The organism is Croceibacter atlanticus HTCC2559, assembly GCF_000196315.1.
GTDB classification, from domain to species: Bacteria; Bacteroidota; Bacteroidia; order Flavobacteriales; family Flavobacteriaceae; genus Croceibacter; species Croceibacter atlanticus.
Genome location: NC_014230.1, coordinates 1,486,457 through 1,501,572 on the forward strand (window position 1 = coordinate 1,486,457; position 15,116 = coordinate 1,501,572).

Sequence of the window (15,116 nt, forward strand, 5' to 3'; positions counted from 1 at the left end):
GAATTAAAAAAAACCACATCGAAAGATGTGGTTTTTTTAGTTTTATAAACGTTTAATTTTTCTAGAGTCTCATTCCGAGTTTTAAATTAAAAATTCTAGGTGTTAAAAAATTTGGAATTGCAAATTGCTGTTGTGTGCTAGCATCTCTTACAAATGTATTTGTTATTGAATTTTGAACATCGAATATGTTGAAGATTTCAAAACCAAGAGTAAGTTCCTTAAAAGGGTGTAGCCAATGACCTTTACTGAAAGTTTTATTTTGATCTGCAAGTACATAGAATATCCCTAGATCTGCCCTTTTATAGTCTCTTAGACGGGTTTGAAAATCATAAGGGTCTGCGTAGTTGGGAGAGCCTCCAGGTAGTCCTGTATTGTAAACTAAGTTTAAATACATTTTTAAACTTGGTATTCTTGGAACATAATCTTGAAGTAATACGCCAAACTTTAAACGTTGATCTGTAGGCCTTGCAATATAGCCTCGGTCATTTATGTTCTCTTCAGTTTTAAGGTACCCAAAACTAACCCAACTTTCTGTGCCAGGAACAAACTCACCGTTTAAGCGCATATCTAACCCATAAGCATATGCTTTTGCATTATTATTAGCTGCATACCTTATCCTTACGTTTTCAACTGTGTATGGGTTTACATCTGTAATACTCTTATAGTAAAGTTCGCTTACAAGTTTAAATGGGCGGTTCCAGAGCTTAAAGCTATAGTCATTACCTAATACTAAGTGAACACTCTGTTGTGCTTTTACATTTGGTCTTACAGTCCCTGTAGAGTCTCGAAGCTCTCTATAGAAAGGAGGTTGATGATATAGTCCTCCTGAAATTCTAAATATCATATCCTTTTCCCAATCGGGCTTAACGGCAAATTGTGCTCTAGGACTTATCACTGCTTGGCTTTCGGTTGTGTTTGTTAGGTTGTCATTAACAGTCCATTGGTGTGCTCTAATACCAAGGTTGTAAAAGATTTCAGTATTACCTATTACAGTTTTGTTGCCATATTGTGCGTATGCTTGTATCCTATCAATCTGTGTTTCGTTAAATGCTCTCACACTTGAGTAAGGTGTTAAAGGTGCGTCAAAAGCTTGATATGGTTGGTCGTTTGCAAAGTCTGAAAAGGGTGGTCTTATTGAAAAGCCAGCAGAGTCTACTACTTCGTACTCTTGTTGTCTGTCTCTAATATCTTCATGAGTATACTTGATACCATAATCTATTAAGTGATCATTGATAGAGATTGTTCCTTTATGCTCTAAGTTGAAAATTAATGCATCAAGATCATTTCTTGCATGTGTAAGCTGTGATCCGGCTGCTCTGGTAAACTCAACCTCGCCTAAATCTTCGCTCCCAATATCAGTATTAGGAACACCTAATCTATATTCTGCAAATATGTCAAAATGTTCTTGTTCTTGGGTGTTATAGGTTGAGGCAATGAGTTTTGCGGTATAATTGTCTGAAACGTCATATGTAGCTTTGAGCGCTCCAAAATAGGTTTCGTAGCGATCTTCTTCTTGACCATCGTAAAATACAACTAATGCTAAAGGGTCTTGCAGCGTCCCGAAATTGGTTTGTCTAGCTTGAGGCTCAAAATTGTAATCATTAACTGAAACATTACCTAAAAAGCCCAATTCAAATTTATCTGTTACTCTGTAGCTAAGAAATGTTTGAGCATCAGCAAATCCTGCTCTGTAATTAGTCTCCGTTTCTCTGGAGTTAACAAATAATCCATTGTCTCTATATCTTAATCCTACAATGCCTGAAAATTTATCATCTTTTGAAATTCCTTCAACAGAAATACTTCCACCTAATAAAGAGGCTTCTAAAGATGCTCCGAAATCTACAGGTCTTCTGTAGGTAATATCTAATACAGAAGATAATTTGTCTCCATACTTTGCTTGAAAGCCTCCTGCTGAAAATTCAACATTTCTTACTAAATCTGTATTCACGAAAGAGAGACCTTCTTGTTGTCCGCTTCTAATTAAAAATGGTCTATAAACTTCAATTTCGTTTACATAAACTAAGTTTTCATCATAATTACCGCCTCGCACAGCATATTGTGTAGATAGCTCATTATTATTGCTTACACCTGGTAAAAGTTTAAGTAAAGTCTCTACACCTGCGTTAGCTCCAGGAATTTTTCGAATAGTTTCTGGTGCTAAGGTAACAATACCTTCAACACGTTGACGCTGTCCGGTTTTAATGATGACTTCAGAAATTTGCTCAATGTCTGTTTTAAAGAGTGGATTAAATTCATAAATATCTCCACTAGTTAAATTAACAGTGATTTTAATGTTTTTAAATCCAACGTGAGAATACGTAATTTCTACATCTTGGTTTGATGGAATTTTTAAACTATAAGTTCCGTTTATGTCGGTTTCTGTTCCATTATTACTAGAGCTAATGTTTACTCCTAAAATTGGTGTTTTGGCATCATCTAAAATAATACCTTGAACGGTTGCGGTTTGAGCAGATACTTGGTATAAAAAACAAGTAAAAAGCACATAAAATAGGGTAGATTTTTTCAACAGGATTTAGTTTTTTCTAAAGAAGGTACTTTCAAAAGTAGTACTATTTCCAACATTATCTGTGACTATCACTTGTAATTTGTTTTCAGTTTCGGTGACAACTCCATCTTCAAAACTATGAGTTAATGTGCCTTTTTTGTAATTGTATTCGGTAAGAATGTATTTCCCGTTAACTGTAGCGTGATAATTTTTTATACCGGAACCTTTATCTTCAATTTTTAGCCTTAAGGTTGTGTTGTTGCTAATCCATTTTTCATTGGAGAAATTTAAAGCCTTAATTTCTGGGGCAATAGTATCTTCAACAAGTGTGTATATTCCAAATGTTCTAGTTTTTGTGGTAAACCTAGCTCCTTTCTTGTATGTTGATACATATGATGGATTTTTATAATAACCATATAATCTTGCTATGTATAATTTCTTACGATCTTCTGGACTGTATTTTTCTACATCAAAACCTATGGTGATATTTTTATGAATAGGAGTGTTGTCTTCGTGAAAGTGAATACTGTCACCAACAAATTTTATATTTAAATAGGTGTCTTCATAAAGAGCGTTAGATGGTATATAAACATCAATTCCTTTTTCCTCGAAAGCTGTTGCTTCATCTGCATCTACAAAATATGGAGTAGTTTTAATGTCTTTTGGTTTAATGCTTGCGTAAGTTTCGCCTTCTATTGGGATTCTAACAATCCTTTCATTTCCTGAAAAATCACTTACAATAATTGTATAAGTAAAAGAATGCTCATCTGTAATAGATAAATACCCGTTGTTTTCTAAATTTTTATAAACACTAAGAGGATTGTTTTCTTGAACAAAAAGCATTTGTACTCTGCTCTTGTAATCTTTGAAATATTCATAATCTATCATTCTGTTTAGATAGCGTGTTTCTGAGAAGCTAAACCTGTCCATTTGTATAGAGAAGTTTGGGTTGCCGTTTATTTGAGTGTCAATTTTATAAATACCATTTTTATTTGGAGCATAATCTTGTCTGTCTACAGTAGAAATACCAAACCCTAAATTACCGCAAGCCTTAATTTTTTCTGCAGTATAACTGCCATCTTGTTGAGGAATAAGTCTTAATTTTTGTTTGTTGGCATCTCCATTTACATGGCTATTATCATCTTGAGGATATACCCATAAACTATTTATAATTGGAGCCGTCGTGTCTTTAATGTCGATATTAAACAGCATAGGATTCATTGGTCTGCTATTGTCATCTCTTATTTCAAAATGCAAATGAGGACCACCACTACTTCCAGAATTTCCAGAGAAAGCTATGAGTTCTCCTTGTTGAACATTAAGTTCTGTAGATGTAGGGAAAACTTCTATCTCATAACTTTGCTTCTCATATTGCCTCTTTTTTATGTAGGCTTCAATTTTTGGTGAAAATCTTTGTAAATGAGCATAAACGGTAGAGTAGCCGTTAGGGTGTGTGATGTAAAGTGCCTTTCCGTAGCCGTAATGTGAAATTTTAATTCTAGAAATATAACCTTCAGCTGAAGCTAATACATCATAACCTTCTTTTTGAAGTGTTTTAATATCCATACCACTGTGAAAATGATTAGATCTTAATTCTCCAAAGGTCCCAGATAATTTTAAATCAATATTTAAGGGATTAGAAAAATACTCTGTTGGAACTACAGGTTGTGCAGCTACGCCATTTGTGATAAAATAACAAATGAATAGACTTAGGAAAAATTGTTTTGTCATCATAAAAATCTGTTCAGCTAAATATAAGACAAACGTAGTAAACCTTGGCTAATTGTGTAAATTTTTAGATTTAAGTACTGTTTTTTATGTTGAAATAAGTAAAACAATTTTAATACTATTAAATGCGCTTTATTTAAAATTGGAAAGCAAAATTTACCCGTATTCCTCGAGAGGTGAAAAAGCAAACTTTAAAATATTAACTTTTAATAATTGTAAAAATTTAAGTTGTAAATAAGTCTATGAAACCATTGGCTTATTCAATCCAGTTACATAAATTTGTAAGGATAAGCATAAGTAAAGGCGTGTATGAGTAATTTGGTGAAACTTGTTGAAGCTTTGGAAGATAAGATTGGCAAGTTGGTAGAAAAACAAAGCCAAAGCACTCATAAAATTGCGAAACTGGAACGTGATTTAGAGCTTTCAGGAGCAGAAGTAAATAATTTGCAGAAGCACATAGAAGCTTTAGAGGCAAAAAACCAGACGTTAAAAACCGCTAATGCTATGCTGGGCAGTAATGAGTACAAGAAAGAAACGAAGCTTAAGATTAACAGCCTAATGCGGGAAATAGATCAATGTATCGTTCAGCTTTCTGAATAAATAAAAGGCTATGGCCGACAAACTGAAAATAAAATTATCTATAGCAGATAGAGTTTATCCAATGTCGATAAACCCTAAGCAGGAAGAGGCGTTAAGAAAAGCCACGAAGAGTATAGAGCAAATGATTAAGCAGTTTGAGCAAAATTATGCAGTAAGAGATAAGCAAGATGTATTAGCAATGTGTGCGTTGCAGTTTGCATCTAAGACTGTACAGATGACCATAGACGACCAAGGTGAGGTTGCAGAAATAGAAGACAAATTGAAAAACTTGAACCTCTTTCTGGAACAACAATTAACCTAACATTACGTTCTTTAAAATAAACAAGCATTACTGCCTGTGTTAGCAACCTTTTTGATAAACTTAACAATCAATTATTTGAAAAGGGTAAGTTTTAATTGTAAAAACAAGCCGTCTTAGAACGGAAGTTTGATCAGTTATGTAGCCCTAAACTTTATTATTTATGAAGTTTATACAAAACCAATGCTAATACAGGCTTTTTTTATACCGTAAACTGAAATGATTTTTCATAAACGGGTTTTTATTTAAACATACATATATGAGCACTACAATACTTTACTTTACCATTATTGGCGTTATAGGCGTTGCAATTGGGTATATCATTGCTAAAATGATAGAAAGATCTGCATCATCTAAGATCATTACAGATGCAGAAAAATCTGCAGCTACGATCATAAAAGATGCTAAAACAGAAGGCGAAAGCATAAAGAAAGATAAAATACTTCAAGCTAAAGAAAAGTTTATCGAGCTAAAATCTGAGCACGAAAAAGTAATAAACAGTAGAGAGAAAAAAATGTCTGATGCCGAGAAACGCACCAGAGATAAAGAGTCTAAAATTTCTAGTGAATTAGGTAGAAATAAAAAACTAAATTCAGAATTAGATGATAAGCTAAAAGACTACAACCATCGTATAGACTACCTAGAAAAGAAGCAGGCAGAAATAGATAAAGTACACACTCAAAAAGTACAACAGTTAGAGGTAATAAGTGGCCTTTCTGCAGATGATGCTAAGGACCAACTTATGGAATCTTTAAAGGAAACAGCCAAGACAGATGCAATGGCTATGATCCAAAATACTATTGAAGATGCCAAGATGACTGCCCAACAAGAAGCTAAGAAAATTGTAATAAATACAATACAACGTATAGGTACAGAAGAAGCAATAGATAATTGCGTGTCTGTATTTAACTTAGAGAGTGACGATGTAAAAGGACGTATTATTGGTCGTGAAGGACGTAATATTCGTGCTATTGAAGCTGCAACAGGAGTAGAGATTATTGTAGATGACACTCCAGAAGCTATAATACTTTCTTGTTTTGATTCTGTGCGAAGAGAAGTAGCTAGATTATCACTTCATAAATTGGTAACAGATGGAAGAATTCACCCAGCACGAATTGAAGAGGTTGTTAAGAAAACACGTAAAGCAATTGATGAAGAGATTATCGAAGTAGGTAAACGCACAGTAATCGATTTAGGTATTCACGGTCTACATCCAGAACTTATTAAAATGGTAGGACGTATGAAATACCGTTCGTCTTACGGTCAAAACTTATTACAACACTCAAGAGAGGTTGCAAAACTTTGTGGTGTTATGGCTGCAGAGCTTGGGGTTAACGCAAAACTTGCTAAACGTGCAGGATTATTACACGATATAGGTAAGGTTCCAGAAACAGAAATGGAAACACCACACGCTATTTTAGGTATGGAAATGGCTCAGAAATATGGAGAGAAAGATGATGTGTGTAACGCTATTGGAGCTCACCATGATGAAATAGAAATGAAATCTCTATTATCTCCAATAATTCAAGTGTGTGATGCTATTAGTGGTGCAAGACCAGGCGCGAGAAGACAGGTATTAGATTCTTATATACAACGTCTTAAAGACTTGGAAGATATAGCATTTGGGTTTACAGGTGTAAAGAAAGCTTATGCTATACAAGCTGGACGCGAGCTTCGTGTTATTGTAGAAAGCGAAAAAGTAAATGATGATAAAGCTTCAAACTTATCTTTTGAAATTTCTCAGAAAATACAAACAGATATGACGTATCCAGGACAAGTTAAAGTAACTGTTATACGTGAAACACGCGCAGTAAATATTGCTAAATAAATACGCATAACTTCTTAAAGATCTTTTAAAACCAGTTTATGAACAGTCGAAAAGATCAATTAAAAGCATTAGATCGGTTATTAACCATAATGGATGAATTGCGAGAGCAATGTCCTTGGGATAAGAAACAGACTATGCAAAGCTTAAGACATCTTACTATAGAGGAGACTTACGAGCTTGGCGATGCTATTTTAGATAACGATTTAGACGAGGTAAAGAAAGAGTTAGGAGATGTGCTTTTACACATTGTTTTCTATTCTAAAATAGGCAGTGAAACTAAAGATTTTGATATTGCAGATGTAGCCAACTCAATTTGTGATAAATTAATAGATAGGCATCCGCATATTTATGGAGATGTTAAGGTAGAGAACGAAGAAGATGTTAAACGAAATTGGGAAAATTTAAAGCTTAAAGAAGGTAAGACTAGTGTGTTAGAAGGTGTGCCTAAATCTTTACCAGCTTTAGTTAAAGCAAGTCGAATTCAAGATAAGGTTTCAGGTGTAGGGTTTGACTGGGAAGAACCACAACAAGTGTTTGAAAAACTCAAAGAAGAACTTGAAGAACTGCAACACGAAGTAACCGAAGACAATCAAGATCTTATAGAAGCTGAATTTGGCGATGTTTTATTCTCAATGATTAACTACGCCAGATTTTTAAAAGTAAACCCAGAAAACGCATTAGAGCGTACTAATAAGAAATTTATTAAACGTTTTCAATACCTAGAACAAAAAGCCAAGCAACAAGGGAAAGCACTTGCAGATATGACCTTGACTGAAATGGATGTGTATTGGAACGAGGCTAAGATGCTTTAACATTAACGCTGCATTAACTACTGTTCGCTTTGTTACTTATTATCTTTAAGGAAACATTACTAAGATGAGCGATTTAAAAAGAAAAAATTTAGTGGACAAAGAACCTGCAGATATGCATGGTGAAGATGGTATTAGGTTTACAGAGTCACAAAAAGCTAAGAAAGAACAAAAAGAGCGTGAAGACGAAACTTTAAAAACTTCTTTAAAGAAAAATAAAAAGTAATTTTAAGTAGTAAACGTAATGAGTTTAGAAGTGATATCTACACTTTTAAAATTATAATGTGATGCTATCCATTTTAGCGTGGTTGGTGTGTAAAAAAACACATGTGTTTTGTCATTCTTATACCACCAATTCTCAAAATTTATACTGTCTTTTAAGAGTCCTGTTTTACAATAAAGCTTTGCATCTTCCTTTAGAAGATTATGTAATAAGGTAAACTCATTTTTGGGAGAGTTAAAGTGCTCTATAACTTCACAACAAAAAATATAAGCATAATTACGTTTTAAGGGTTTGTTTAAGGCCTTAAAATAGGGATCATATAATGTAAGGTTGTAACCTTTCTCCTTAAGTAACTTAGCAATAACAGGTCCTGTGCCACAACCAAAGTCTAAACCATTATCTATTGGTTTAAAATCTCTTATTACAGCATTTACTATTGGTTGTACAAAGTCCTGATAACCTTTGTCATTCACATCGTTGTCGTGCTCTAAATAACGTTGTTTTTCTTCTTGTGGTGTAAGCTGAAACTCTTTTGAAAGATGCACTCCATCACAATTAGAGCATTTATAATAACGCCTATTTAAAGCTTCAGAATATAAAAACACCTTACCATCACAAAGTGGACAGGTAAGGTGTTTTGTCGGTATCATAATGGAAATTAACTTTTAAAGCTGTCTTAGCTTTTTAAGTTTAGCTTTCCACATTTCAAGTTCTTCCTTGTGCTTATTAATGTTTTTATGAACATCTTGAACCATAGGATTGTCATCTGGCACGTGTTGGAAAAAGCCTAAGTTGTTTTCAAGTTGAGCAATTTCTGCAGTAGTTTCATCTACTTTCTTTCTTATAAAGTAAGATTCTTTTTCAATACTACGATCATCATTTGCGTCTTCTAATGCTTGTAATCTACTTTCGTATTTGAGCATTTCTTGTTTCTTACGGCTTATATCTAAATCGCCAAATAAATCATCTAGAGCTTTATTAAACTTACCTTCAATAAATCGTTTATTATGAGGCACTTGGCCTAAAGCTTTCCAAGCCTCTATTTGATCTTTAATGATTTTCAGCTTTTCTTCTGGACTGCCTTCTAGTTTAAGTTCTTTAACTTGATCTAGCATTTCCTTCTTCTTATCAAATGCTTCAAAAAGCTCAGCATTTTCAGCTTTTCTTTCTTTGTGCATATTATCAAAGTAGTGGTTGCAAGCGGTCTTAAACTGCTTCCAGATCTTATCAGAATCTTTTCTAGGAACGTGTCCTATTTTTTTCCAATCGTTCTGTATTTTCTTCATTAAAGGTGTAACGGTTTTAAAGTCGTCACTATCCTTATTGTCTTCAGCAATTTTTATAAGTTCTTTTTTCTTTTCAAGATTATCATATTGCTCTTGTTTTTGGTTTTTGTAAAACGCGTTTTTGTTACGGTTAAATTGTCTTACAGTTTTCTTAAACCTATCCCAAGTATCCTGATTTTTCTCTCTAGGTACTTTACCTGCTTTAAAGAAAGCTTCTCTTAAAGCTTCTACTTTTTTAATTTTTTTCTGAACAGAACCGTGAGATTTTACTTCATCATTTGCAATTTCTGCAATTTGAGCAATAATTTCATTTTTCTTCTCCAGGTTTTTTTCAAAATCCTTTTCTAGTTCAGAATAATGAGCTTGCCTGTTATCATGTATGGTTTTAGTTAAGGCGCTAAACTTATCCCAAATTACATCTCTATGTTCTTTGGCTACAGGACCAATGTCTTCTTTCCACATTTTATGAAGCATTTGCAATTCTCTAAATGCTCTGTTTACATTTGTTTCTTTTGCAAGCTCTTCTGCACGAGAAATAACTTTTAGCTTTTGCTCTAAATTGTGTTTAAAATCTAGGTCTCTAAATTCACGATCTAAATGAAGGAAATCGTAAAAGTTTTCTACGTGGTGGTGATAGTTGTTCCAAACTAAGTTGTACTTGTCTCTAGGTATAGGACCAGCTTGTCTCCAACGTTCCTGTAATTTTTTAAAGTCATTAAAGTTTGAGTGCATGTCGTTTCCAACACCAATCATATTCTTTAGTTCTTCAATAATAGCCTCACGTTTCTTAAGGTTTTCTGTAAGATCACGCTTAAGTTGTTTGTAATGATTGTTTCGCTTTTCACGATAATCAAAATAAACAGAATCAAATTTCTTTTTAATTGGCGTTACGTAATGAAAGTCTATAATGTTACCGCCTTCTTCTAAGAACTCTTCTTTTTTCTGCTCAGACTCTTCATCAAACTTGTTGTTAAACTCAGTTCTAATCTCGTCTACGTGCTCTTTTATTGCTTGTACTTTCTCGTTTTTAAGGAGTGTTTCTAGCTCTTTAACTAGATCTTCTTGAGAAAGTTCTTCATAATTCTTCTTTTCAATATCATGACGTTCTCCAGTGCTTTCATCTTCACTATCTTCTGCTACAGCATTATCTACTTCTTCTTGGGCATCTCTTGGAGTTTTAGAACTAGCTTCGGCAACCATTGCGTCTTCATGATCTGTATCATCCTCAGAATTTTTAGATGTTGAGCTAGATTCTGAAGGTTTCTCAGACTCTTCGACCATTGCATCTTCGTGTGCAGTATCATTTGCTTCCTCTACATTAACCGCTTTGTTTGTGCCTTTGGCAGTAGTTGGGTTTTGTTGAGGTGTTTCATCTTCATCATCAGACTCAGAGATTACAGAAGTATCTTTCTTTTCAGACTTATCTTCGCGCTCTGCTACAATGCTTTTTTCTAAATCACTTTGGTCTTCTGGCGTTTCAACAAGTTGGTCTGCAGGTTCTGTAGGAACTTCTTTTGAAGTTGAGGCAGTCTCATTTTGTTGTTGCTCTTCGTGTTCTGGAGTGTGTTCTTTGTCAGACATATCTTTCAATGTTATGGGTCGTTATCCTAAACTCGTTTCAGGATTTTAAAAATCGTCTTTAAGTCTGAAAGATAGTAACAATTATGAGGACAATCAAATTCCTAACAGGAATCACTAGCTATTCCAAATTTCCCAAGATTTTTCTGCTTGGAACTCTAGCATTTTAAGTCCGTTTACTATCGTTGCTCCTTTAGATTTTCCTTGTTTAAGAAATGCTGTTTCTGAAGGATTGTAAATAAGATCGAACATTATATGTTTCTCTGAAATACCCTCATAAGGTATCTGAGGTTTTTGTTGAATATTAGGATGCGTTCCTAACGGTGTGCAGTTAATAATTAATGTATAATCTCTAACAATATCTTCGTCTAGATTATGATAGCTCATTTCATTAAAATCTGGATTTCTAGACACAAAAACATAATTAATACCTAGCTTTTTTAAGCTATAAGCAATAGCTTTTGATGCGCCGCCAGTACCTAGTATTAAAGCCTTTTTATGGTGTGCTTTTAGGTGTGGTTTTAAAGCTTTAGTAAAACCATAAAAGTCTGTGTTATGGCCAATACTTTTACCGTCTTCAAATTTAACAGTGTTTACAGCACCAATGTTTACAGCATCTTCCTGTAATTCATCTAAGTAAGGTATTATACTTTCTTTATAGGGAATTGTGATATTTATACCAGAAATTTGAGCACTAGGATTTAGTATAGTTGTTACCAATTCTATGTTTTGAAAATCAAAATTTTCATAGGTAGCATTTAAATCTTCAGCTTTAAATTTTTCAGAAAAATAGCCTCTTGAAAATGAGTAGTCTATATCTTTTCCTAATAATCCGAATTTACGAGTCTTCATATGTTGGAGCATTTAATTTTCCATACCAATCTAAAGCGAGAACAATACCTAAGCCAATAAGTACAAATAAAACAGCAAGCCAAGTATGTCCTGCGTTAAAATCTGGCCAATATCTTTGGTAGCCTTCAATAATAGGATTGTTATTTATATCGTAAAGTGGTTGTCCATCTTTACCTACCTTAAGAATCTTGTCTTTCCAAGGCCAGACTACACCTAAAGATCCAGTTATAAACCCAATAATTACAGCAAAGGTTTCATTTTTATAGCTTTTTAAAACGAATCCTAATATATAAGCCCAACTCACTAACCCTACTAAAGAACCTGCGAGGAAAACAAAGAAAATCTTGAGGAGATGCACGCGTTCTGGCATATTTACAAAAGAAAAATCGAGCTGTAAAATATCTGCGACAGTTAAGTTTATAGCATTTACAGAGTCTACCAGCAATAAGACATAGTTGCCAATTAAAATTAAGATGAAAGAGCCAGAAAGACCAGGTAATGTCATACCAGAAACCCCTAAAATTCCACAGAAGAATACAAAAAGAAGGTTGTCATTTTCTGTTGCTGGACTTAAAAAGGAAATACCAACACCTGTAATTATGCCTAAAAGCAAAAAGCCTATGTTCTTCTTAGACCAGTCATCATAGTCTTTAGCAATGTAATAAATTGAGCCTATTATCATTCCAAAAAAACCTGACCAAACTAATATCTCATAGTGCTTAATTAAATAATCTAATAAGATAGAAATGCTGAAATAACTTATGATGATACCAAATAATAGAGGCATCATAAAACTACCATTGGTGTATCTATGAAAACTTTTAAACCTTCCGTTTATAAAAAGCTTAAATGCATTTTTATCAAACTTTTGAAGCGTATATATAAACTCTTCGTAAAAGCCTACTACAAAGGCAACAATACCACCAGAGACGCCAGGAACTTTATTTGCCGCACCCATTCCTAAGCCTTTTAAGACTAGGAAAAATTGATCCGTAAAGCTACGTTTGTTATGCATTGGCTTGTTGAGTTGCTACACGCTCTAAGATAAGAATTAATAAAAATCCTGCAACCATTAGGAGTAAGGCAAATATAAGTTGAGGGTCGCCATCAAAATGTTGTGGTAAGACAGATTGCTCTCTAATAACCATGTCTTTATCTCCAACAGTTACTGTTTCCAGAATTTCTTTCCAAGGCCATATTTTATTTAAAGAACCTGTTATAAAACCTGTTAACACAGCAAGTGTGACAGCTTTGTATTTTAAGAATAACCACTTTAAGACTCTTGAAAAAGACAGTAATCCTACAACTGCGCCAACTGCAACAATACCTATAGTCTTAAAATCGAAATCGTGTATAGCCTCACTAATTGTTTTGTACGCTCCTAAAAGCACTAATATAAAAGCTCCAGAGATTCCTGGTAATATCATAGCGCATACTGCAATAGCACCAGCAATAAATAAGAAAAAAGGTGATTGTGTTCCTGTAATAGGAGGTAAGGTTGTAATGTAAAAAGCAACAGCTGCTCCCAATACTAATGCTGTAATTATTTTTGCATTCCATTTAGGTATTTGCTTTCCTACAAACCAAATACTTGCTATAACTAAGCCAAAGAAAAATGACCAAATTAAAATAGGGTGATTTTCTAGTAAATAATTTGCTAAACGCATTACTGTAAATACACTAATGGCAATGCCTAAAAATAATGCAATTATAAAATTACCGTTTGCTTTTTTCCACATAGAGGAGAAGCCAAACTCTCGCCATTCTTTAAGTAATCCTAAATTAATACCACTAATGGTAGTTACCAATTCTTCATATATGCCAGAAATAAAAGCAATGGTACCACCAGAAACTCCAGGTACAACATCTGCTGCACCCATAGCAATTCCTTTTAAGGATATAAGTGCATAGTCTTTAAAATTGCGCTCCATAATAGTAAGTTAGTTGCACAAAAATAGACAATTGGTTAAGTAAGTAAAGGACTAAGGGATATAAATCTTAATAACGTCTTTTACAGATTTTCGCTGAAAAACCATTGGGAATAATTCTTCAATTATAATATGGTATTCTGGGTCTATCTTAAGGCCGTTATTTAAATGAAAATAACCTTTTTCACCTTCATTTAACAAGAAATGTAATCCAGATAATCTGTATTCAATTTCTGCTGTATCCGGATAAAACTCTTCAGCTTGTAATAGATTATTAATAGCTACATTATATTCACCAAGATTTATAAGTATGTCACAACGTGTAATCCAAGTTTCTAGCTCATAGTTTCCAAGCTCTAAAGATTTTCTGTAACCACGCTCTGCTTCTTCATAAAATTTTAGACGGTTGTTTATTTTAGCATAACGCTTCCAGTAAAGAACATTGTCTTCGTCTATATCTATAGCTTTATTTATAAAATAAAGTGCTTTTTGATAGTCTAACTTTTTAAGATATTGGTCTGTTAAAGCAATCCAGCCTTTGTCTAATAACGGATCTTCATGTACACATTTAGTAAAATGTTGCAAGGCAAGATCATCTGCGCCTAGTTTTTCAAAACATCTACCAATTCTAAGATATGCAAATGCAGTTGGGTCATCTAGCTCTAAAGTAATTCTGTAGTTTTCTATAGCTTCATTATAACGCTTAAGTTTTTCTAAAACTTTACCTTTTTCAAGATAAGCGCCTATAAAAGTATCGTCACTAATTATAGCAAAATCATAAGCAGTTAATGCCTTTTCATAATCCTTATCATCAAAATACTGTTTTCCTAACTGGTGCCACGCAACCTCACAATATGGGTTGGTGTTTAGGTACATACTTAGATAGTCGATTGCTTCTTTACGTTGATTTAAAAAATCGAAACAATACACAATATTATATAACGATGCATAATCTTCTTCATCTTGCTCAAGACACTTCATAAAGCTAAACTTGGCATTTTCATAATCTTCCATAAAGAGATGTTCCATGCCTATTAAAGAATATACATCGGCTTCATCTAAAGTTAGCTCTAATGCTGTTTCCAGCATTTCTATAGCTTTTTTATGATTGTCTTGTTTGCTGAAGATATTAGCTTTCTGAATGAAAATCTCTTCGTTTGTAGGTTCTAAAAGGTACAACTCGCTCAAAATTTCATTGGCGCGATCTAACTTATTTTCAAAAACTAAAACTTCAACTTTATGAAGCTTAAGATTTATTGATGATGGGTGCTGGCTAAGCCCTAACTTAATAGCACGCTTAGCTAGGCCAATTTTACCCATTTCCAGGTAGTGGCTTATAATGTTCTCAAATTCATCTGCATCAAAGAATAAGACATCATTGGTCTTAAGCATTGATTCAAATTTATCGAGCGAGAAATTATGGTCTTCATTATGGCTTAATTGCATAGCGTTCAGATTTGCATTCCTACTTAAATAAAGT

General features: G+C 33.7%; 13 protein-coding genes and 1 other RNA gene. 6 read left to right on the forward strand and 8 right to left on the reverse strand.

Annotated features, from left to right (window positions below; genetic code table 11):
- Positions 1-61: 61 nt before the first annotated feature.
- Together CA2559_RS06695 and CA2559_RS06700 are read right to left on the reverse strand one after the other, a co-directional pair.
- Positions 62-2,527: a TonB-dependent receptor gene (locus CA2559_RS06695; RefSeq protein WP_013187094.1), complete on the reverse strand. Its 2,466-nt coding sequence runs from the start codon at positions 2,525-2,527 to the stop codon at positions 62-64.
- A 6-nt stretch (positions 2,528-2,533) separates the two neighbouring features.
- Positions 2,534-4,240 (reverse strand): M23 family metallopeptidase, encoded by a 1,707-nt coding sequence (locus CA2559_RS06700; RefSeq protein ID WP_306465496.1) that lies wholly within the window; start codon positions 4,238-4,240, stop codon positions 2,534-2,536.
- A gap of 303 nt (positions 4,241-4,543) precedes the next feature.
- Here CA2559_RS06700 and CA2559_RS06705 point away from each other — a divergent pair, with 303 nt between their 5' ends.
- The 6 genes from CA2559_RS06705 (at position 4,544) to CA2559_RS13815 (ending at position 7,995) form a co-directional block, all read left to right on the forward strand.
- Positions 4,544-4,834 (forward strand): hypothetical protein, encoded by a 291-nt coding sequence (locus CA2559_RS06705; protein ID WP_013187096.1) that lies wholly within the window; start codon positions 4,544-4,546, stop codon positions 4,832-4,834.
- 10 nt (positions 4,835-4,844) lie between these two features.
- On the forward strand, positions 4,845-5,135 hold the full coding sequence (locus CA2559_RS06710; protein ID WP_013187097.1) for a cell division protein ZapA: 291 nt from the start codon (positions 4,845-4,847) through the stop codon (positions 5,133-5,135).
- 58 nt (positions 5,136-5,193) lie between these two features.
- Positions 5,194-5,304, forward strand: a non-coding RNA gene (gene ssrS, locus CA2559_RS13685) — 6S RNA.
- 87 nt (positions 5,305-5,391) lie between these two features.
- Positions 5,392-6,960, forward strand: coding sequence for a ribonuclease Y (gene rny / locus CA2559_RS06715; RefSeq protein WP_013187098.1), 1,569 nt, complete (start codon positions 5,392-5,394; stop codon positions 6,958-6,960).
- A gap of 38 nt (positions 6,961-6,998) precedes the next feature.
- Complete coding sequence (gene mazG / locus CA2559_RS06720; RefSeq protein ID WP_013187099.1) at positions 6,999-7,772, forward strand: nucleoside triphosphate pyrophosphohydrolase; 774 nt, start codon at positions 6,999-7,001, stop codon at positions 7,770-7,772.
- Positions 7,773-7,836: 64 nt separating this feature from the next.
- A complete protein-coding gene (locus tag CA2559_RS13815; protein WP_013187100.1) occupies positions 7,837-7,995 on the forward strand; it encodes a hypothetical protein in 159 nt (52 codons plus the stop codon).
- Between the two features lie 2 nt (positions 7,996-7,997).
- On the opposite strand, the gene CA2559_RS06725 is transcribed toward CA2559_RS13815, so the two are convergent.
- The 6 genes from CA2559_RS06725 to CA2559_RS06750 form a co-directional block, all read right to left on the reverse strand.
- Positions 7,998-8,642 carry a class I SAM-dependent methyltransferase gene (locus CA2559_RS06725; protein WP_013187101.1) on the reverse strand — a complete coding sequence of 215 codons (645 nt, stop codon included), beginning with the start codon at positions 8,640-8,642 and terminating at the stop codon, positions 7,998-8,000.
- A 15-nt stretch (positions 8,643-8,657) separates the two neighbouring features.
- Positions 8,658-10,859: a DUF349 domain-containing protein gene (locus CA2559_RS06730; protein ID WP_013187102.1), complete on the reverse strand. Its 2,202-nt coding sequence runs from the start codon at positions 10,857-10,859 to the stop codon at positions 8,658-8,660.
- A gap of 114 nt (positions 10,860-10,973) precedes the next feature.
- The gene (locus CA2559_RS06735) at positions 10,974-11,708 is read right to left on the reverse strand and encodes a shikimate dehydrogenase family protein (RefSeq protein WP_013187103.1); all 735 of its coding nucleotides are present in this window, start codon (positions 11,706-11,708) and stop codon (positions 10,974-10,976) included.
- Positions 11,695-12,723 (reverse strand): DUF368 domain-containing protein, encoded by a 1,029-nt coding sequence (locus CA2559_RS06740; protein WP_013187104.1) that lies wholly within the window; start codon positions 12,721-12,723, stop codon positions 11,695-11,697. Before CA2559_RS06740 ends, CA2559_RS06735 begins: the two co-directional genes overlap by 14 nt.
- The gene (locus CA2559_RS06745) at positions 12,716-13,639 is read right to left on the reverse strand and encodes a DUF368 domain-containing protein (protein WP_013187105.1); all 924 of its coding nucleotides are present in this window, start codon (positions 13,637-13,639) and stop codon (positions 12,716-12,718) included. The genes CA2559_RS06740 and CA2559_RS06745 overlap by 8 nt, the downstream gene beginning before the upstream one ends.
- A 51-nt stretch (positions 13,640-13,690) precedes the next feature.
- On the reverse strand, positions 13,691-15,082 hold the full coding sequence (locus tag CA2559_RS06750) for a tetratricopeptide repeat protein (RefSeq protein ID WP_013187106.1): 1,392 nt from the start codon (positions 15,080-15,082) through the stop codon (positions 13,691-13,693).
- Positions 15,083-15,116 lie beyond the last annotated feature (34 nt).